At 74.8% G+C, this 17,966-nt stretch carries 16 protein-coding genes; 8 read left to right on the forward strand and 8 right to left on the reverse strand.

Annotated features, from left to right (window positions below):
• Positions 1-43: 43 nt before the first annotated feature.
• The 4 genes from J2S46_RS24950 to J2S46_RS24965 form a co-directional block, all read right to left on the reverse strand.
• Positions 44-2,422 carry a peptidoglycan binding domain-containing protein gene (locus J2S46_RS24950; protein WP_191289372.1) on the reverse strand — a complete coding sequence of 793 codons (2,379 nt, stop codon included), beginning with the start codon at positions 2,420-2,422 and terminating at the stop codon, positions 44-46.
• 351 nt (positions 2,423-2,773) lie between these two features.
• A complete protein-coding gene (locus J2S46_RS24955; RefSeq protein ID WP_229912589.1) occupies positions 2,774-3,250 on the reverse strand; it encodes a DUF6113 family protein in 477 nt (158 codons plus the stop codon).
• The gene (mshB, locus tag J2S46_RS24960; protein ID WP_191289373.1) at positions 3,247-4,197 is read right to left on the reverse strand and encodes an N-acetyl-1-D-myo-inositol-2-amino-2-deoxy-alpha-D-glucopyranoside deacetylase; all 951 of its coding nucleotides are present in this window, start codon (positions 4,195-4,197) and stop codon (positions 3,247-3,249) included. Before mshB ends, J2S46_RS24955 begins: the two co-directional genes overlap by 4 nt.
• A 46-nt stretch (positions 4,198-4,243) precedes the next feature.
• Positions 4,244-4,438: a DUF2304 family protein gene (locus J2S46_RS24965; RefSeq protein ID WP_073926270.1), complete on the reverse strand. Its 195-nt coding sequence runs from the start codon at positions 4,436-4,438 to the stop codon at positions 4,244-4,246.
• A gap of 317 nt (positions 4,439-4,755) precedes the next feature.
• Here J2S46_RS24965 and J2S46_RS24970 point away from each other — a divergent pair, with 317 nt between their 5' ends.
• From J2S46_RS24970 to J2S46_RS24990, 5 genes are all read left to right on the forward strand, one after another.
• Positions 4,756-6,909, forward strand: coding sequence for a S9 family peptidase (locus J2S46_RS24970; protein WP_191289374.1), 2,154 nt, complete (start codon positions 4,756-4,758; stop codon positions 6,907-6,909).
• Positions 6,910-7,072: 163 nt separating this feature from the next.
• On the forward strand, positions 7,073-8,065 hold the full coding sequence (locus J2S46_RS24975; protein ID WP_191289375.1) for an ABC transporter ATP-binding protein: 993 nt from the start codon (positions 7,073-7,075) through the stop codon (positions 8,063-8,065).
• Positions 8,062-8,784 (forward strand): ABC transporter permease, encoded by a 723-nt coding sequence (locus tag J2S46_RS24980; protein WP_191289376.1) that lies wholly within the window; start codon positions 8,062-8,064, stop codon positions 8,782-8,784. The genes J2S46_RS24975 and J2S46_RS24980 overlap by 4 nt, the downstream gene beginning before the upstream one ends.
• A gap of 8 nt (positions 8,785-8,792) precedes the next feature.
• Positions 8,793-10,040 carry a sensor histidine kinase gene (locus J2S46_RS24985; RefSeq protein WP_191289377.1) on the forward strand — a complete coding sequence of 416 codons (1,248 nt, stop codon included), beginning with the start codon at positions 8,793-8,795 and terminating at the stop codon, positions 10,038-10,040.
• Between the two features lie 75 nt (positions 10,041-10,115).
• The gene (locus J2S46_RS24990; RefSeq protein ID WP_073926265.1) at positions 10,116-10,748 is read left to right on the forward strand and encodes a response regulator transcription factor; all 633 of its coding nucleotides are present in this window, start codon (positions 10,116-10,118) and stop codon (positions 10,746-10,748) included.
• Positions 10,749-10,877: 129 nt separating this feature from the next.
• Here the strand turns inward: J2S46_RS24990 and J2S46_RS24995 are convergent, their stop codons facing one another.
• On the reverse strand, positions 10,878-11,756 hold the full coding sequence (locus J2S46_RS24995; RefSeq protein ID WP_191289378.1) for a transglutaminase family protein: 879 nt from the start codon (positions 11,754-11,756) through the stop codon (positions 10,878-10,880).
• A gap of 39 nt (positions 11,757-11,795) precedes the next feature.
• Positions 11,796-12,833, reverse strand: coding sequence for a GNAT family N-acetyltransferase (locus J2S46_RS25000; RefSeq protein WP_191289379.1), 1,038 nt, complete (start codon positions 12,831-12,833; stop codon positions 11,796-11,798).
• A 130-nt stretch (positions 12,834-12,963) separates the two neighbouring features.
• Between J2S46_RS25000 and fdxA the strand changes: the two genes are divergently transcribed.
• Entirely contained in the window at positions 12,964-13,290 is a 327-nt protein-coding gene (gene fdxA / locus J2S46_RS25005) for a ferredoxin (RefSeq protein ID WP_191289380.1), read from the forward strand.
• An 80-nt stretch (positions 13,291-13,370) separates the two neighbouring features.
• The gene (gene dapC, locus J2S46_RS25010; RefSeq protein WP_191289381.1) at positions 13,371-14,468 is read left to right on the forward strand and encodes a succinyldiaminopimelate transaminase; all 1,098 of its coding nucleotides are present in this window, start codon (positions 13,371-13,373) and stop codon (positions 14,466-14,468) included.
• A 106-nt stretch (positions 14,469-14,574) separates the two neighbouring features.
• On the opposite strand, the gene J2S46_RS25015 is transcribed toward dapC, so the two are convergent.
• Together J2S46_RS25015 and J2S46_RS25020 are read right to left on the reverse strand one after the other, a co-directional pair.
• On the reverse strand, positions 14,575-15,315 hold the full coding sequence (locus J2S46_RS25015; protein ID WP_191289382.1) for a hypothetical protein: 741 nt from the start codon (positions 15,313-15,315) through the stop codon (positions 14,575-14,577).
• Between the two features lie 352 nt (positions 15,316-15,667).
• Positions 15,668-16,687 (reverse strand): VldE C-terminal domain-containing protein, encoded by a 1,020-nt coding sequence (locus J2S46_RS25020; RefSeq protein ID WP_191289383.1) that lies wholly within the window; start codon positions 16,685-16,687, stop codon positions 15,668-15,670.
• Positions 16,688-16,824: 137 nt separating this feature from the next.
• Between J2S46_RS25020 and dapE the strand changes: the two genes are divergently transcribed.
• Complete coding sequence (gene dapE / locus J2S46_RS25025; protein ID WP_191289384.1) at positions 16,825-17,898, forward strand: succinyl-diaminopimelate desuccinylase; 1,074 nt, start codon at positions 16,825-16,827, stop codon at positions 17,896-17,898.
• Positions 17,899-17,966 lie beyond the last annotated feature (68 nt).

Raw genomic sequence — 17,966 nt, forward strand, 5'->3', positions numbered from 1 at the left:
AGCCCCGATCGGGACCCCGGCTCTCGCTGCCCATGACGATACGTCAGGTGGTGGTGAACTTGAAGGTGCGGTCCTTGTCGCCCGTCTTGTCCAGGACGGAGGTGATGCCGTCCGCCACGTCCTGCGCGGTGATCGGCGCCAGGGCGCCGGCCTTGCGGGCCTTCAGCTTGTCGAAGATGCCGCCGATCGCGCCGCCCAGCTGGTCGTAGTCCCACTTGGGAACGATGTTGCCGGAGGCGTCCGGGGCCAGGGTGAGGGCCTTGGCGGCCGTCGCCTTGCCGAAGTCGAACTTCTTGGCGCCCGCCGTGACGTGCACGAGGCCGTTCAGCACGGACTTGCCCAGGCTGTCCGCGGCGGCCTGCAGGGCCTGCGGGGAGACCTTCGGCTGGGCCGCGGCCACCGGCAGGTTGATCGGGGTCTCCGGCTTGCCCGCGGCGCGGTCCCGGTAGGCCTGCTCGACCTGGTCGACGGCGGCGGTGGAGTCCACGGCCTGACCGGCCTTGCCGGGCACCACGACGACCTCGCCGGCCTCGGTGAACTTGACGTAGCCCTCCTGCAGCCCCTGGCCGGAGCCGGCCGCCAGCGCGTCCAGCGCGGCCTTGAGCTTGGCGCGGTCGACCTTGACCAGCGGCGGGACGGCCTTCTCGCCGCCCTTCAGCGAGTTGATCACGTCGACCGGGCTGTAGCTGTGCTGGGTCAGCCCGTCCACCGTGCCGGTGGTGTCGAAGCTCAGCCCGGCGGCCGTCGGGTCGAGGTCGAGCGTCTGCTCGCCGATCTTCAGCTTCACCGGCTGCTGGCCGGCCTTGCCGACCGTGTCCTCCAGCTGGTGGATCGCCTGGTCACGGCTGCTGCCGCCGATGTCGGTGCCGAGCACCACGGTGCCCTTGGGCACGTCCGCCTGGTTGAGCATCAGCCCGGTGCCGTACGCGGCGGCGCCGGCGAAGAGCAGGAAGCCGATGCCGTACACCACCAGCTTCGACGCCTTGCCGCGCCGCTTGGCCGGCGCGGGCTTGGGCGCGGGCTTGTCGGCCGCCTTGTCGGCGGGCTTCTCGCCGGTGGGCGCGGCCGGGGCCGGGCGGCCGCCGGCGGGGGCAGCGGCCGGGGAGCCGGGCCCGGGGCGGCCGGAGCCGTCCGGGTACGGTGCGCCCGGCGGGAACGGCTGCTCGGAGCCGAACGCCGCGCCCTGGTCGAACGGGCGTCCCGGCGCGGCCGGGGCGAACGGGTCGGGAGCCCCGGCGGGGCCGCCGGGGAAGCGGCCGCCCGGTGCGGCGGTGGCGAACGGGTCCGTGCCCGCCCCCTGGGGGCCGGTGGCGAACGGGTCGCCGCCCATGCCGCCCGGGGCCGGCGCGTACGGGCCGGTGCCGGGCAGGCCGGACTGCGGCGGCCCGGGTATGGCGGCGGGCGGGGCCTCGTCACGGATCGGCTCGAAGCCGCCGACCGCGGTGTCCTCCTGCGCGGCCGGCTGCGGCCGGCCGGCGCCCTGCGGGCGCGGGCGGGGCGGCAGCTGGTCGGCGCCGCCGGGCCCGAAGCGGTCCGCGGCGCCGGAGGCCCCCTGCCCGCCCGCGAACGGGTCGGTACCGAAGGGGTCGGTGGCGAACGGGTCCGCGGCGAAGGGATCGACGGGCATGCCGTCGTCGAACGGGTTGGCCGTGCCGTCCGGGCCGCCCGTGTTCGCGAACGGCGAGGCGGGCGCACCGGTGGGCGTCGGGCCCGGCGTCGGGCGCGGGCCGCTCGGGCGGCCCGGCTCCTTGCGTCCGGCGTCCGGGCGGCCGGGACCGGGGCGGCCGGCCTCGGAGCGGAGAGCGCCGGGTCGGGCCGGGTCCGGCCGGGCGCCGTTCGGACGGCCGGGCTCGGTGCCGCGGGTTTCGGCGGGCCGGCCGGGGGCGGCCGCGGGGGCGCCCGCGGTCACCGGTGCGGGGGCCGGGTCGGCGGCGCCCTTCTTCTGCCGGGGCCGGAACCACTCGCCGGTCGACTCGGCCTCCGACTGGCCGGCTGGCTCGCCGGTCTGCCACTCGGGCGGGAGGTTCGGCGGGGTGGCCGTCCTGGCGCTGCCGTCCATCACCCCGAGCACGGGGGAGGAGGGGGCGGCCGAGCGGTGCCGGGGGCCGGGCGGCTCGGGGGCCTCGGCGGGCCCCGCCTCCGGTGCTTCCTCGTTCTTGACGGCGCTGCGGACCACGACCGGCGGGATCGGGCGCGAGCCGGGGATGTTGATCCGGACCCGGGTGGTCAGCGTCGTCTCGGTCTTCGGGGCGTCGCCGCCCTCGGCCGGCTTGGAGCCGGCCGTGTCGGACTGGCCCGAGCCCGCCCGTTCGGCGCCGCCCGGCAGGCCAGGCGTGCCGTAGGGCGGGGTGCCCGAAGGGTAGGCGTCCGGGCCCGTGCGCCGGGGCGTCGGGTAGGCGTTGTCAGATTCGCGGCTGCTCAATGCTGCTCTGCTCCGGGTTCGCGGTCGCTGCCGTGGGGCGCGACCGCGGGTTGTGGGGTGCCCGTCCGTCCGTCCGGCGGATGCCACCGGACCATGGACCGGGACAACGTCCCCTCCGACACCAGCTTCTTTCGTCTTGGCTGATTCTCTCCCGCCGGTCCCGCCCGGCAGTGGTCGGGGGCGGGGGCGGCTTGTTGCGGCACCACCATACTGGGAAGAACTGAGCGGCGAACTGCTTCGGATAGAACCTGATACGTCCGGTTCCTCCGGTATGAGACTACGGTCGCGCGGTCCTGACTGCTCGTCGTGAGGATCGTGTACGGACACGCTACCGGTGGGCCCCGCCAGGGCTCAGCGACGTGGTCCCGGCACCCCGAGAAAGCCCCCCGAGCGAGTGGGCAGGGTGGCGCAGATCACCCCGAGGACCGAGCCCCCGAACAGGTAGACGTAGGAGGAGAGGGTCGGCCAGAGCACGTAGTCGCCCTCGGGGCGCGGCACCATCAGCACCATCAGGGCGAGGAACCAGCCGGCCAGCGGCATGCCCGCGCCGAGCTTGGTCCCGGTCACCCGCAGGCCGCCGTAGAACACCGCGCCGGTGGCGGCCAGGGCCAGCAGCAGGCCGGCCGGCGTCCACAAGGTCTGCACGAAGCTTCCGCACAGCGAGACCAGCGCGCCCAGCACGAACAGCACGACGTACGCGGTCACCCGGCCGGCCGTCGGCGGCTGGGCCTCGGCCAGCCGCTCGGCCCGGGTGCCGAGCACCCGGGCCGGCAGCGAGGGGCGGCGCGGGGCGGCGGCGGGGGCCGGGGCCGGGGCGCGCTCGATCATCGGACGGTCTCCTCGGTGACGGGGGCGGTGGAGCCGGCGGCCGCGGCGGGGGCGCCGTCGGTGCCGGCCCCGGTGTCCAGCCCCGCGAAGAGGTCGGTCTCCGGTCGGCCGGGACCCGCCTCGCCGCGGACCAACTGGTAGTACTCGGCCGCGATCAGCGGCTGGCCCAGATCGTTGCTCAGCGCGAAGAAGTCCCCCGCCACGGTGATCTGGGTGGCGTGCGCGGCCATCGCCGCGGCCTTCCGGTCGGCGTACCCGACGCCGTCCAGCACGGTGGTGACCAGGTCGTCGTCCACCACCCCTGGCACGTCCGCGGGCCGCGCGACACCGGGAAAGGGCGCCTTCGCGGCCGTCTCGGCCAGGCCGCGCTCCAGCACCGAGCGCGGCATCCGGTTCCAGTACACCTTGGCGATCCGCCAGGCCGGGCCCAGCTCGGGGCGGAACCCCGGGTCGGCGGCCAGCTCGTAGGCCCGCATCGCCACCCGGTGCGCCTGGATGTGGTCGGGGTGCCCGTACCCGCCGTTCTCGTCGTAGGTCACCAGCACCTGCGGGCGGACCTCGCGGACCACCGCCACCAGGTGCCCGGCGGCCTCGTCGAGGTCGGCCCGCCAGAAACAGCCGGGGACGTCGTTGTCGGGCACGCCCATCATCCCGGAGTCCCGGTAGCGCCCGGCGCCGCCGAGGAAGCGGAAATCGGCGACGCCGGCCGCACGCATCGCGTGGGCCAGCTCGCCGATCCGGTACGGGCCGAGCGCGTCGTCCTGGTCCGCCGTCAGACGGGCCAGCTCGGGCGGGATCACCTCGCCGCCCTCGCCGAGGGTGCAGGTCACCAGGGTGACCAGGGCGCCCTCGGCGGCGTAGCGCGCCATCGTCGCCCCGTTGCCGATCGACTCGTCGTCGGGGTGGGCGTGCACCAGGAGCAGGCGGCGGCCGGGATTCGCGGTCATGGGTGCAGCCTAACCACCGCCCGGCCCGGCGCCGGGCCGGGCGCGGTCAGAGCTTCAGGCCGTTGATCATCCCGGCGAGATTGCTGGTGACCTCACTGATCGAGGGAGCGATCGAACTGGACGCCAGGTAGAAGCCGAGCAGTGCGCAGATGATCGCGTGCGCCAGCTTCAGATTGGACCGGCGGATCAGCACCACCACGATGACCAGCATCAGCATGACGGCGGAGATGGACAAAGCCATGACGGCTCACACCCCTTCTCGGGTGCGCCACGCCTGGGGGAGGGTGGCGGTCGGGACCGTGCGGGACAAGCGGTTCGGGTGGGCCGGGCCCGGGACGGGGCCTGACGATCACTCGATGGATCAAGTCATACCCGACGGGTGAGCACCGCGTTACGTACCGTGAGGCGGCATCACCCGGGGCACAGGGGCGTCAGTGGGGCGCATGGGCCGGTGGGAAGGGGTGCGGGCACCCTCCGGGCCTTCTTCGCGGGGATGCTCCGAACGAGTGATCGCAATGAGCCGGGCGGCGGCGCCGGAAGGTCGTAGGGTCTGGTGCCATGACCTCCGATACCCCTGCGGACACCTTCCCCCGGCAGTACGCGCGGACCCTGCGCTACACCGTCGGAGCCCCCCGGTCCTTCACCGTCGCACCCGACGGCTCCAGGGTCGTCTTCCTGCGCTCCCGGTCGGGCAGCGACCGGGCGAACCTGCTCTGGACCCTCGACACCGCCACCGGCCGGGAGCAGATCGCCGCCGACCCCGTCGCCCTGCTCGGCGGCGGCGAGGAGGACCTCTCCCCGGCCGAGCGGGCCCGCCGCGAGCGCAGCCGCGAAGGCTCCGCCGGCATCGTCGGCTACGCCCTGGACGGCGCCGGCCGGCTCGCCGCCTTCGCCCTCTCCGGACGGCTGTTCGTCACCGATCTCACCACCGGCAGCGCCCGCGAGCTGCCCGCCGAGGGCCCGCTGCTCGACCCCCGGCCCTCGCCCGACGGCGCCTACGTCGCGTACGCCACCACCGCCGGCGAGCTGCGGCTGACCCGGACGGACGGCAGTGCCGACTGGGCCTTCGCCCAGCCGGACGGCCCCGGCCTGACCTGGGGTCAGGCCGAGTTCATCGCCCAGGAGGAGATGAGCCGCGACCGCGGTCACTGGTGGTCGCCGGACAGCGACCGGCTGCTGGTCGAGCGGGCCGACGACGCCCCCGTGGCCCGCTGGTGGATCGCCGACCCGGCCAACCCCGGCAGCGCACCGGCCGAGATCGCCTACCCGGCCGCCGGCACGGACAACGCCGAGGTCGGCCTCTGGGTGCTCGGCCTCGACGGCACCCGGGTCGAGGTCGACTGGGACCAGGAGGCCTTCCCCTACCTGGCGCGGGTGCACTGGTCGGCCGGCGGGCCCCCGCTGCTCCTCGTCCAGGCGCGGGACCAGCGCAGCCAGCAGATCCTCGGCGTCGACGTCGAGACCGGCGCCACCACCGTGCTGCACGCCGAGCAGGACGAGGCCTGGCTGGAGGCGTTCGGCGGCGTACCGGCCTGGACACCGGACGGGAAGCTGGTCCGGATCAGCGACGAGGGCGGCGCCCGGGCACTGGTGGTCGGCGACCACGCCGTCACCGGGGCCGACCTGCACGTCCGCTCGGTCCTCGCGATCACCGACGAGGAGGTGTTCTTCACCGCCTCCGGCGGCGCCGCCGAGACCGACCCCGAGCCCGGCTGGGTCGCGGTGGGCCGGATCTCGCAGGACGGCAAGCGGCTCTCCTGGGAGTCGGCCAACGGCGAGCCGTTCACCTCCGTCACCACCGCGGTGCACGCCGCCGGCGTCACCGTCCGCTCCACCGCCGAGCACGGCCGCCCCGGCGCCGTCGTCCAGGTCGGCCGCGACCTGCCCGAGGGCGTCGTGGTCGACGAGATCGCCGTCATCGACTCGTACGCGGAGACCCCGGTGATCACCGCCCGCCCGGTCTTCCGCTTCGCGGGCGAGCGGCGGATCCCCGCCGCCGTCTTCCTGCCCACCGGCTACGACCGCGAGCGGGACGGCCTGCTGCCCGTCCTGATGGACCCGTACGGCGGCCCGCACGGGCAGCGCGTCGTCCAGGCCCACAACCCGCACCTGAACTCGCAGTGGTTCGCCGACCAGGGCTTCGCCGTGATCGTCGCCGACGGGCGCGGCACCCCCGGGCGCAGCCCCGAGTGGGAGAAGTCGATCGCCTTCGACTTCGCCGGCGCCACCCTGGACGACCAGGCCGACGCCCTGGCGGCGCTCGCCGAGGAGTTCCCGCTGGACCTCGGCCGGGTCGCGATCCGGGGCTGGTCCTACGGCGGCTACCTCGCGGCGCTCGCCGTGCTGCGCCGCCCGGACGTCTTCCACGCGGCCGTCGCCGGAGCCCCCGTCACCGACTGGGAGCTCTACGACACCCACTACACCGAGCGCTACCTCGGCCACCCCGCCGAGCGCCCCGAGGTGTACGCGGCCAACTCGCTGACCGGCTACGCGGCCGGCCTGGAGCGGCCGCTGATGATCATCCACGGGCTGGCGGACGACAACGTGGTGGCCGCGCACACCCTGCGGCTCTCCTCCGCGCTGCTCGCGGCCGGCCGCCCGCACACCGTCCTGCCGCTCTCCGGGGTCACCCACATGACCCCGCAGGAGGAGGTCGCGGAGAACCTGCTGCTGCTCCAGGTCGACTTCATCCGGCGCGCGCTGGCGGGCTGACCCGGTCGTGGCGGGCGGTGCCGGCCGGCACCGCCCGCCATCACCGGCCATGACATCCGTCATGCCGAGGACACGACGGCGCACACTGCCGCCGCACACCCCCTGAGCGGGACTCTTACCGGTGTCGGGCCGAGGGGCGGCCCGCCAGGAGAGGACCGGACGGATGAGCAGCGGGACGGAACTGAACGGGGGCGGTGAGGTCGCCGCCTTCCGGCAGGTCAGCAAGAGCTACGGCCGGGTCAAGGCGGTGAACGGCCTCGACCTGGTGCTGCGCCCCGGCGAGACGGTGGCGCTGCTCGGCCCGAACGGGGCCGGCAAGTCCAGCAGCCTCGACCTGCTGCTCGGCCTGCGCGAGCCCGACCGGGGCAGCGTCTCGCTCTTCGGCGGCACGCCGCGGGCGGCCGTGCAGGCCGGCCGGGTCGGCGCGATGCTGCAGAGCGGCGGCCTGATGGGCGACGTCAAGGTGCGCGAGCTGGTGAAGTTCGCCTGCGCCGTCCACCCGCGCGGGCGGGGCGTCGACGAGGTGCTGCGCGACGCCGGGATCACCGAGATCGCCGAGCGCAAGGTCGACAAGCTCTCCGGCGGCCAGGAACAGCGGGTGCGCTTCGCCCTCGCCGTCGCCGGCGCCGCCGACCTGATCGTGCTGGACGAGCCCACCACCGGCCTGGACGTCTCCGTCCGGCAGGCCTTCTGGGCCGGCATGCGGGCCCAGGCCGACGCCGGGCGGACGGTGCTCTTCGCCACCCACTACCTGGAGGAGGCGGACTCGGTCGCCGACCGGGTGCTGGTGCTGCACCGGGGGCGGCTGATCGCCGACGGCACCTCCGCCGAGATCAAGGCCAGGGCGGGCGCCCGCCGGATCACCTTCGAGCTGCACAGCGCCGACGGCGCCCGCGACGTGGACGAGCAGGTGCTGCGCGCGCTGCCGGGCGTCGTCGCGCTGGACGTCACCGCCCGGGTCGAGGGCGTCCGGACGGTCCGGATCCGCAGCACCGACGCCGACGCGGACGTCGCCGGCCTCTACCGGGCAGGCCTGTTCCCGCGCGGACTGGAGGTCACCGGACTGGGGCTGGAGCAGGCCTTCCTGACCATCACCGGGGCTCAGGACACCGAGGACGCCGAGGGCGCCGAGACCGTGAAGGAGAGCGTGCGATGACCACCCTGATCCAGCTGGAGATCCTGCGCACGCTGCGCAACAAGCGGTACCTGATGTTCACGGTGCTCTACCCGGCCCTGCTGTACGTCTTCTTCATCAACGCCTACAGCGGCGGCGAGGTCGCCGGGGGCGTTCCCGCCAAGTCGTACTTCATGGTGTCCATGGCCACCTTCGGCGCCGTCGGCGCGGTGCTCACCGGCAGCGCCCAGCGGATCTCGCTGGAGCGCAAGAGCGGCTGGACCAGGCAGTTGCGGCTGACCGCGCTGCCCGGGCGGGCGTACACCGTGGGCAAGATCGCCGCCTGCGCGGTCACCACCCTGCCCGCCATCGCGGTGGTGTTCGCGATCGGCGCCGTCGAGGGCGTCCGGCTGGGCGCCGCGCAGTGGCTCGGGCTCGGCCTGGCGCTGTGGCTGGGCAGCTTCGTCTTCGCCGCCCTCGGCGTGGCCCTCGGTTACGCCGCCCAGCCCGACGCGGTGCAGCCGATGGTGATGATCGTCTACATGCTGATGGCGCTGTTCGGCGGCACCTGGTTCCCGGTGAGCGACTCGCTGAAGGCCTTCGCCCGGTTCAACCCGGTCTACCTGTACAACCAGTCGGCCTCCTTCACCCGGCCCGGGCACACCCTGGACACGGTCGCGGTGGCCGGACTGGCGGGCTTCCTCGCGCTGTTCGTGGCGGCGGCGGCCTACCTGTACCGCCAGGACACCAAGCAGGCATGATGTCGGCCATGTCCACCTCGCTCCCGGCCCGCCACCCCGACGACCACGGGGAGGGGGGCCAGGAGCACGCGCCCTACGTCAACTTCCCCGGCGCCGCCGTGCAGAACCGGCGCCAACTCCTGGTCAAGCTGGCCTGGATGTCGCTCTGGATGATCTACCTGGTCTACCCGGTCAAGGACCTGACCGGCGGCACGCACGGTACGGCGGCCACCGTCGTGGGCTGGGCGGCGCTCGCGGTCTTCCTGGGCGCCTACCTCTCGCTGGTGGCCCTCCGCTCGACCAAGCCGGCCGACTGGCACGGCAAGTACTCCTTCGTCGCGTTGATGCTGGTGCTGGCCGTGGCCACCTCCTTCGGGCTCGGCGAGGCCTGGCTGACGCTGTTCACCTACGCCTCGGTCTGCGTGGCGATCGTGCTGCCGCCGCGGCTCGGCCTGCGCGGGGTCGGCGTCACCACCGCGCTGGCCCTCGCCGTCGCCCTGCTCGTCCGCGCCGACCCGGACACCCTGGCCGCGATCATCCTGCCGTGCTTCCTCGGCGGCCTCGCGATGACCGGCCTGCAGCGGTTGATCGCCACCATGCAGGAGCTGCGCGAGGCCCGGGCGGCCGTCGCGCACCTGGCCGCCTCGGAGGAACGGCTGCGCCTGGCCCGGGACCTGCACGACCTGCTGGGCCACTCGCTGTCGCTGATCACGCTCAAGAGCGAGCTGGCCGGCCGTTTCCTGGACCAGGACAAGCAGGAGGCGGCGCGGGCGCAGGTGGCCGACATCGAATCGGTGGCCCGGCAGTCCCTGGTGGACGTCCGGGAGGCGGTCAGCGGCTTCCGCCGGCCCACCCTGCCGGTCGAACTCGCCGCGGCCCGGACGGCGTTGGCGGCCGCCCAGGTCACTCTGGAGGCCGCCCCCTCGGTGCTCGACGGCTGGCCCGGCCTCGGCCCGGACGAGTCCGGGGTGCTGGCCTGGGCCCTGCGGGAGGCCGTCACCAACGTGGTGCGGCACGGCGAGGGCGCCACGCTCTGCACGGTCGGCGCCGACCGGACCTGGGAGGGCGACGGCGAGCGCTACGCCGTCCTGGAGATCACCGACAACGGTCCCGGGCCCGGCAAGTCCGGCCCGGGGAACGGCCTTTCCGGCCTGGAGGAGCGGCTCACGCTGGTCGGCGGCCGGCTGGAGACCGGCCCGGGGGCGCGCGGGCGGGGCTTCCGGCTGCGGGCGCTGGTGCCGCTGCGGACGGTCTCCGAGCCCTCGCCGCCGGCCTGAGGGGCCGCGGGCTCGAGAGACCGCCGGCCGCGGCTCGCCCGCGGCGGCCGGCACCGGCCGGTCTAAGGTCGTCGCATGAGTGAGAATCAGACCGGCGGGCAGTCCGTGCGCGTGCTCCTCGCCGAGGACCAGGGGATGGTCCGGGAGGCGCTGGCCGCACTGCTCGGGCTGGAGGGGGACATCGACGTCGTCGCGCAGGTCGCGCGCGGGGACGAGGTGGTGGACGCGGCGGTCGCGCACGAGGTGCAGGTCGCCGTGCTGGACATCGAGATGCCGGGCATGACGGGGATCGAGGCCGCGGCCCTGCTGCGGTCCCGGCGCCCGCAGACGAAGATCGTGATCGCCACCACCTTCGGCCGCCCGGGCTACCTGCGCCGCGCGATGGAGGCCGGCGCCGACGCCTTCCTGGTGAAGGACGCCCCGGCCTCCGAACTCGCCGAGGCGATCCGCCGGGTGCTGCGCGGAGAGCGGGTGATCGACCCGGCACTGGCCGCGGCCGCCCTGGCGGAGGGCGCCAACCCGCTCACCGCCCGGGAACGCGACGTCCTCGCCGCCGCCGCGGACGGCGCGGTGAACGCCGAGATCGCCGGCCGCCTGCACCTGTCGGAGGGGACGGTCCGCAACTACCTCTCGATGGCGATCCAGAAGACCGACGCCCGCAACCGGGCGGAAGCCGTCCGGATCGCCCGGGAGAAGGGCTGGCTCTGACCCCACCCGGGCCGACCGGCCCGACCCGCAAACGGTGACCTGCGGGAGGCCGGCCCCGCGTACGGGTCACCCGGCAGTTCGTCGACCGGCGGGAGGGCACGGCCGCGAGCGCCCCGGAGGCGAGGGAGCCTAATTAAGGCGGTGCCGGGCCGCCCGGGCGTCCTGGCGGACCCGGGTGGCGGTGTCCGGGTCGAAGGCGTCCAGGATCTGGGCGTAGGAGTCCATCTCGGCCGCCCCGGCCAGGAAGTCGCCGGTACGGACGAGCAGTTCGGCGCGCTCCAGTCGCAACTGGGCCGGATGGCGGGGGAGCAGCAGCGAGAGCTCGGTGGCCCACAGCTGGGTGCGGGCGTGCTCGGGGCGGTCCGCGGCCCAGTTGCGGATGTTGCCGAGCACCCGCAGGACGATGTCCAGCGGCTGCGCGGGGGTGAGGAGTTCGGGGGAGAAGGCGTGCCCGGCCCGGTGCGCCAGCCGGGCCGCGTCGTCGAGGTCGAGCAGCCGGCCGCCGTGGAACGGGTCGGCGAGCACGTAGTCGTCGCCGCCCGCGGGGCCGCCGACCGCGACGATGAAGTGGCCGGGCAGCGCGACGCCGTGGACGGTCAGCCCGGCCCGGGCGGCGACCGCGCTCCACACCAGCGCCAGCATGATCGGCAGCCCGCGCCGGCGCCGCAGCACGTCGGGCAGCAGCGAGGACTCCAGGCGGCGGTAGTCGGACTGCCGGCCGTGGAACCGCTCCCGGCCGCCGAGCACGGCCGCGAGCAGCGCCGCCGTCTCCTCCGGGGTGCCCGGCGCCCGTTCGGCGACGGCCTGGCGCACCGCGGCGGCGTGCCGCTCGATCGCGGCCTGGCAGGCCGCCAGCAGCGCGTCCAGGGTGGGCGGTTCCTCGGCGTCCGGGCCGGCCGGGCGCGGGCCCAGGGTGTGTTCGGCTGCTGCCAGCAGGCAGAGCAGCACCGGGTCGGGGTGCTCGGCCCGGGCCGTGGATCGGAAGCGTGCTCTGCTCTGCTCGGTCACGGTGGCTGCGACGGCTTTCGTGGTGAAGGCTGCTGACGGTTACCGCTGGGGAAGGCGGGCGTAGTGGTAAGTGTGACTGGTCGTGAAGCCGAGTCCGTCATAGAGCGTGATCGCACCACTGTTCTCGGCCTCCACCTGCAGGTACCCGCCGGTGGCGCCCTCCTCCGCGGCGCGGGCGGCCAGCACCGCCATCAGCGCGGTGGCCAGCCCGGCCCGCCGGGCGTGCGGGGCGACCTCGACGGCGCCGAAGCAGGCCCAGTCGCCGTCGATCACGCAGCGGCCGATGGCCAGCGGGGTGTCGCCGGGGCCGGGGACGTCGGCGAACCAGACGGACGGGCCGCCGTGGACGACCTGCCGGGCGGCCGCCTCGACCGCCGGGTCACCGGTCACCCGGCGGTACAGCGACATCCAGTCGGGGCCGGCGGTGCGCGACAGCCGCACCCTGCGCCAGCTCTCGGCGGCGGGGGTGCCCGGGCGTCCCTGGCCGGCGCGGGCCAGTGCGGCGAGCGATGCGGTGCGCACCAGGGTGGGGGAGTAGGCCGCGCCGAGCCGGTCCAGTTCGGCGGTGAGGTCGTCCGGGGAGCCGGGCGTGGTCACCTCGAACCAGGCGGGCAGCCCGCGCTCCTCGTACCACCGCCGGACGGCCTCCAGGGCCTGCGGCAGCGGCAGCCCCGGGTCGCCGAGCGCCTGGACGGAGTTGGCCCGGCGGGTGAAGCCGGCGGAGGCGCGCAGCGTCCAGTCGCCGAGCTGCTGCTGCTCGACGGCGGGCCAGCCGCGGGCGGCGATCCGCTGCAGGTCGACGGGTGCGGTGGCGGGCAGCGGGGCGCGGCGGGCCGGGAACAGCGGGACGGTCTTGCCCGCGACCAGGACGCTTTCCGGAAAGGTGACCGGCGCGCCGTCGCGCGGGGCCACCGTGAGCCCGGCATCGTCCCAGGATGTGAGCACACCGATCACATCGCGGAACACCGGCCTGTCGTCCACGAACTCCGAAAGGCGCCGCGCCGAGACGCGTCGTCCCACGTCAGAGCGGTCTATCCGGACCTCCGGCCGACCTTCGGCCGTACCTCCACCCGCCATCTGGGCACCTCCTGTGCATTTGCGGTCCCTGACCCGCGATACTAGGGGCGGGCATCGACGACACGCGCTCACCCGCGCACGCGAGCAATACAGTTTGGGGCGGCCAGCCCTTCCGAGGAGGAACGACAGCGTGACCTACGTCATCGCGCAGCCTTGTGTCGACGTCAAGGACAAGGCGTGCATCGAAGAGTGCCCGGTTGACTGCATCTACGAGGGCGAGCGGTCCCTCTACATCCACCCGGATGAGTGTGTCGACTGCGGCGCCTGCGAGCCGGTGTGCCCGGTCGAGGCGATTTTCTACGAGGACGACACTCCGGAGGAGTGGAAGGACTACTACAAGGCGAACGTCGAGTTCTTCGACGACCTCGGTTCGCCCGGTGGTGCTTCGAAGCTCGGCCTGATCGAGCGCGACCACCCGTTCATCGCCGCTCTGCCGCCGCAGAACACCGACCACTGATCGGTGGCAGCTGAGCTGTGAGCAGTAACGACACGAGCGCGCCGCTCCCGGGTCACTCCGGGGCGGCGCGCCGCCCGTTCATGAAGAACAAGCTGTCGGACCTCCTGCCGGAGTTCCCATGGGACCGCCTGGAGCCGTACAAGAGGACCGCGGTCGCCCACCCCGGCGGGATCTGCGACTTCTCGGTCGGCACCCCGGTGGACCCGGTCCCCGAGGTGATCCAGAAGGCGCTGGCCGCCTCCTCCGACACGCCCGGCTATCCGACCGTCTGGGGCCCGCTGGAGCTGCGCGAGACGATCGCCGGCTGGCTGCACCGCCGGGTCGGCGCGGAGATCGGCCCGCAGGCCGTGCTGCCGACCGTCGGCTCCAAGGAACTGGTGGCCTGGCTGCCGACCCAGCTCGGCCTCGGCCCGGGCGACCAGGTCGCCTACCCGCGGCTGGCCTACCCGACCTACGAGGTCGGGGCCCGGCTCTGCGGCGCGGAGCCGGTCGAGTACGACTCGGTGGACGAGCTGGACCCGGCCCGGGTCCGGTTGCTCTGGCTGAACTCGCCGTCCAACCCGACCGGCCGGGTGCTCGGCGCGGACGAGCTGCGCACCGCCGTGGCCTGGGCCCGGGAGCACGGGGTGCTGCTGGTCAGCGACGAGTGCTACCTGGAGCTGGGCTGGGAGGCGGAGCCGGTCTCCGTCCTGCACCCGGAGGTCTGCGGCGACGGGCACGAGGGCCTGCTCGCCGTGCACTCGCTGTCCAAGCGGTCCAACCTGGCCGGCTACCGCGCCTCCTTCGTGGCGGGTGACCCGGTGGTGGTGCGGGAGCTGCTGGAGATCCGCAAGCACGGCGGCATGATCGTGCCGGCGCCCGTGCAGGCGGCCACCGCGGCCGCGCTCGCCGACGACGCGCACGTGGCCGAGCAGCGCGGGCGCTACGCGGCCCGCCGGGCGGCCCTGCGCGGGGCGCTGGAGGCCTACGGGTTCCGGATCGAGCACTCCGAGGCCAGCCTGTACCTGTGGGCGACCCAGGACCGGCCCTGCTGGGAGACGGTGGCGGAACTCGCCGCCCTGGGCATCCTGGTGGCGCCCGGGGACTTCTACGGGCCGGCCGGTGAGCGGTTCGTCCGGGTCGCGTTCACGGCGACCGACGAGCGGGTGGCGGCAGCCGTGGAGCGGCTGCGCGGCTGAACCGCGGGAACAGCACACGGCGCGGGGGCCGGGAGCGATCGCTCCCGGCCCCCGCGCCGTGTGCTGTCGGGGCCGCTGTGCGCCCCGTGCGTTCCGACCGGAGGGGTCAGCCGAGGCCGCCGCCGCCGATGCCGCCGAGCAGGCCGCTGACCGGGCCGAGGGCGCCGGTCAGGCTGCCGAGCGGCGAGCTGCCGCCGAGGTCCGGCACGCCGCCGAGGCGGTTGGCCGCACCGTGCTCGCCGAGGCCGAGCAGGTCCGCGCCGGGCAGGGCCTTGGTGAGACCGCTGGTGGGCAGGGAGCTGGTGGGCAGCGCGCCGGTGAGGGTGTCGGCACCGGGGACGCTGTTGGCGAGGCCGCCGGCGCCGGGCAGGCTCTGGGTGACCGCGGTGGTCTGGCCGAGGCCGCCGACCGGGGCCTCGGCGCTGCGGCCGGTGGCGGCGTGGCCGAGCTTGCCGGCCAGCGCGGGGGCGACCTGGCTCGCCACGCCGGACAGGGCGCCGGTGGTGGCGGCGGTCTTGTCGACCGGGGCGGTCAGCGAACCGGTCTTCTCGTTCGCCTCGGGCAGGGTGTCGGCGACGATGTTGCCGGTCGCGTCGGCGGTGGCCGGCACGCCCGCGGCGACGGTGGCGGCGCCGGTGGTGCCGGCGGCGTTGCCGAGCTCGTGGGTGGTGTGCTGGAGGGTGGAGCCCGCGTCCGGCGAGGCCAGCTGCGTCAGGGGCGCGCCCAGGTCGGTCCTCGGAACCAGGTCGGCGGCGGCGGATGCGGACCCTGCAGCGACCAGAGGCGTGGCGCCGGCCGCGACGAGCAGCGCGGCCTGGGCGATCCGGCGCTTGAGGGGGAGAGACATGGTGCTCCTAAGAGGTGTGGGTGAATCCCGTCCGCCGGGCGGACGTGCTGATTACCGCTTGAGGAGCGAGAAGGTTTCGGGGCCGTAATGCAAAGAGTCGCTAAAGATCACATCATCGCTATTCCGGCATTCGGGGCATTACGCCTGCCCTGGCGACGGGTGAAGAATCGTCACTTCCCTTGCCGCGCACGGACCGGCGCCCGTCGCCGGGGCGTCGGCGCTCCCCCGGGCGGGCCTGCCCGCAGGAGTGGTGGCCCACCTGCGGGGTTGACCGGAATCACCCGGACGGCGGGGGCTCGATCGCCCGTGCGTCAACCCGCCGCGCGCCCCGTCCGGGCCGTCCCGGACGCGATCAGCTCTTCGCGGTGCCGGCGGCCAGCGAGACCAGCACCAGGCTGGTCGAGGTGCCCGAGGCCTGCGGCTTCCAGCCGTCCGCGGACTTGGCCATCCGCCAGATCTTCCCGTCGTAGGCGACCGTCCGGATGCCCAGCTGCTGGGCGTGCGTCACCGCCCAGTGGGCCACCTCCCAGCCGTTCTGCCGGGCCGCGTCCGGGCCGGACTCGGTGCTCGCGGACGGCTCGGGCGTCAGCGCGACCGCGTTCTCGGCGCCCTTGATGCTGGAGGAGTAGCCGCCGGCCGCGGTCACCGTCCGGCCGAACTCGCGGCGCACCCGGTCGGTGAGCTGCTGGGTCCGGTCGGGGGTGGCGGGCGCGGCCGGCGAGGCGGCGTCCCCGGCGGCGGCCACGGCCGGGGTGGGGGTCTCCGGCTCCGCGAACTCGTGGACCACGCAGTTCACCGAGGCGGCCTCCCGGCCGGTCAGCGCCGAGGCCAGCAGCGTCGCCTTGGTCTCGTGCTTGGCGTACGCCTGCGGGTAGCCGCTCTTCTGGACCTGCTGGGCCGCGTCGGTCAGCGGCAGCCGGGTGTAGCCGGGCACCTTCACCAGGCCGTCCAGGAACTTGTTGGTGGCGTACACCGGGTCGCTGATCTGGTCGACCGTCCCCCAGCCCTGGGAGGGCCGCTGCTGGAACAGGCCGACCGAGTCGCGGTCGCCGCCCGACAGGTTGTGGATCTTCGACTCCTGCATCGCGGTCGCCAGCGCGATGGTCACCGCCCGGTCGGGCAGTCCGCGCGCGTGCGCCACGGCGGTGATCGTCGCGGCGTTGGCGGCCTGCGGGATCTCCAGCGTCCCCTCGCCGGCCGGGGTCTTCACCGAACAGCCCTCGGCGACGATCTTCCCGTGGTTCAGCCAGTACAGCGCCCCGGCCGCGATCGCGCCGAGCACCACCAGGGCGATCAGCACCTTCAGCAGCGGCGCGCCCCGACGGCGGGCAGCCCTGCCACCGCTCTGCCCGTCATCCGTGTTCCTGGCCACCGCCACCCCTCTCGCCCGTCGGTCGTCCCGACACCGTACCCACTCGGACGGGTGTGCGTAGTCCATGGTTGCGCCCGCGGCCCGGCCCGGGCGGGGCGGGAGCCTCCCAGGTGGGGCCGCCGATACGCTTGTCGACCATGAGCAGCCCGAACACGCCCCTGGACCTCACCCTCGACGGCGGCGCGCTGACCGCGCGCCTGGTCGACTTCCCGTCCGTCAGCGGTGACGAGCAGGCGCTCGCCGACGCCGTCGAGGCCGCGCTGCGGGAGTACCCGCACCTGACCGTCGACCGGTACGGCAACAACGTCGTCGCCCGGACGAACCTGGGGCGGGCCGAGCGGGTCCTGCTCGCCGGACACCTGGACACCGTGCCGATCGCCGACAACCTGCCCAGCCACGTCGAGGGCGACCTGCTCCACGGCTGCGGCACCTCCGACATGAAGTCCGGCGTCGCCGTCCAGCTGCGGCTCGCCGCCACCCTGCCCGAGCCCAACCGCGACCTCACCTTCGTGTTCTACGACTGCGAGGAGATCGAGGCCTCCCGCAACGGCCTCGGGCACCTGGCCGCCCAGCGCCCCGACTGGCTGGCCGCCGACTTCGCCGTCCTGCTGGAGCCCAGCGGCGCCGTGGTCGAGGGCGGCTGCCAGGGGACCCTGCGCGTCCAGGTCAGGCTCACCGGCGTCCGCGCCCACGCCGCCCGCAGCTGGCTCGGCGACAACGCGATCCACCACGCCGCCGAGGTGCTCGGCCGGCTCGCGGCCTACGAGGCGCGCCTGGTGGAGATCGACGGCCTGGAGTACCACGAGGGCCTGAACGCGGTGCGGATCGACGGCGGGGTGGCCGGCAACGTCATCCCCGACGAGTGCGTGGTGACCGTCAACTTCCGTTACGCGCCGGACCGCGACGAGGCCGCCGCGGAGGCGCACGTGCGCGAGGTCTTCGCCGGCTTCGACGTCACCGTGACCGACTCGGCTCCCGGCGCCCTGCCCGGCCTCGGGCAGCCCGCCGCCCGGGCCTTCCTGGCCGCCACCGGCGGCACCGCCCGCGCCAAGTTCGGCTGGACCGACGTCGCCCGCTTCAGCGCGCTGGGCGTCCCCGCCGTCAACTACGGCCCCGGCGACCCGAACCTCGCCCACAAGCGGGAGGAGCACTGCTCGCTCCGGGCCATCGCCGAGGTGGAGGAGCGGCTCGCCGCCTGGCTGAGCGCCTGACCCGCCGAGCGCGTCCGCCCGGCCGGTGCCGGGCCCCGGCCGGGCGGACGCGCCGCTGCCGGGCGTCC

Source organism: Kitasatospora herbaricolor, from assembly GCF_030813695.1.
Taxonomy (GTDB): Bacteria; Actinomycetota; Actinomycetes; order Streptomycetales; family Streptomycetaceae; genus Kitasatospora; species Kitasatospora herbaricolor.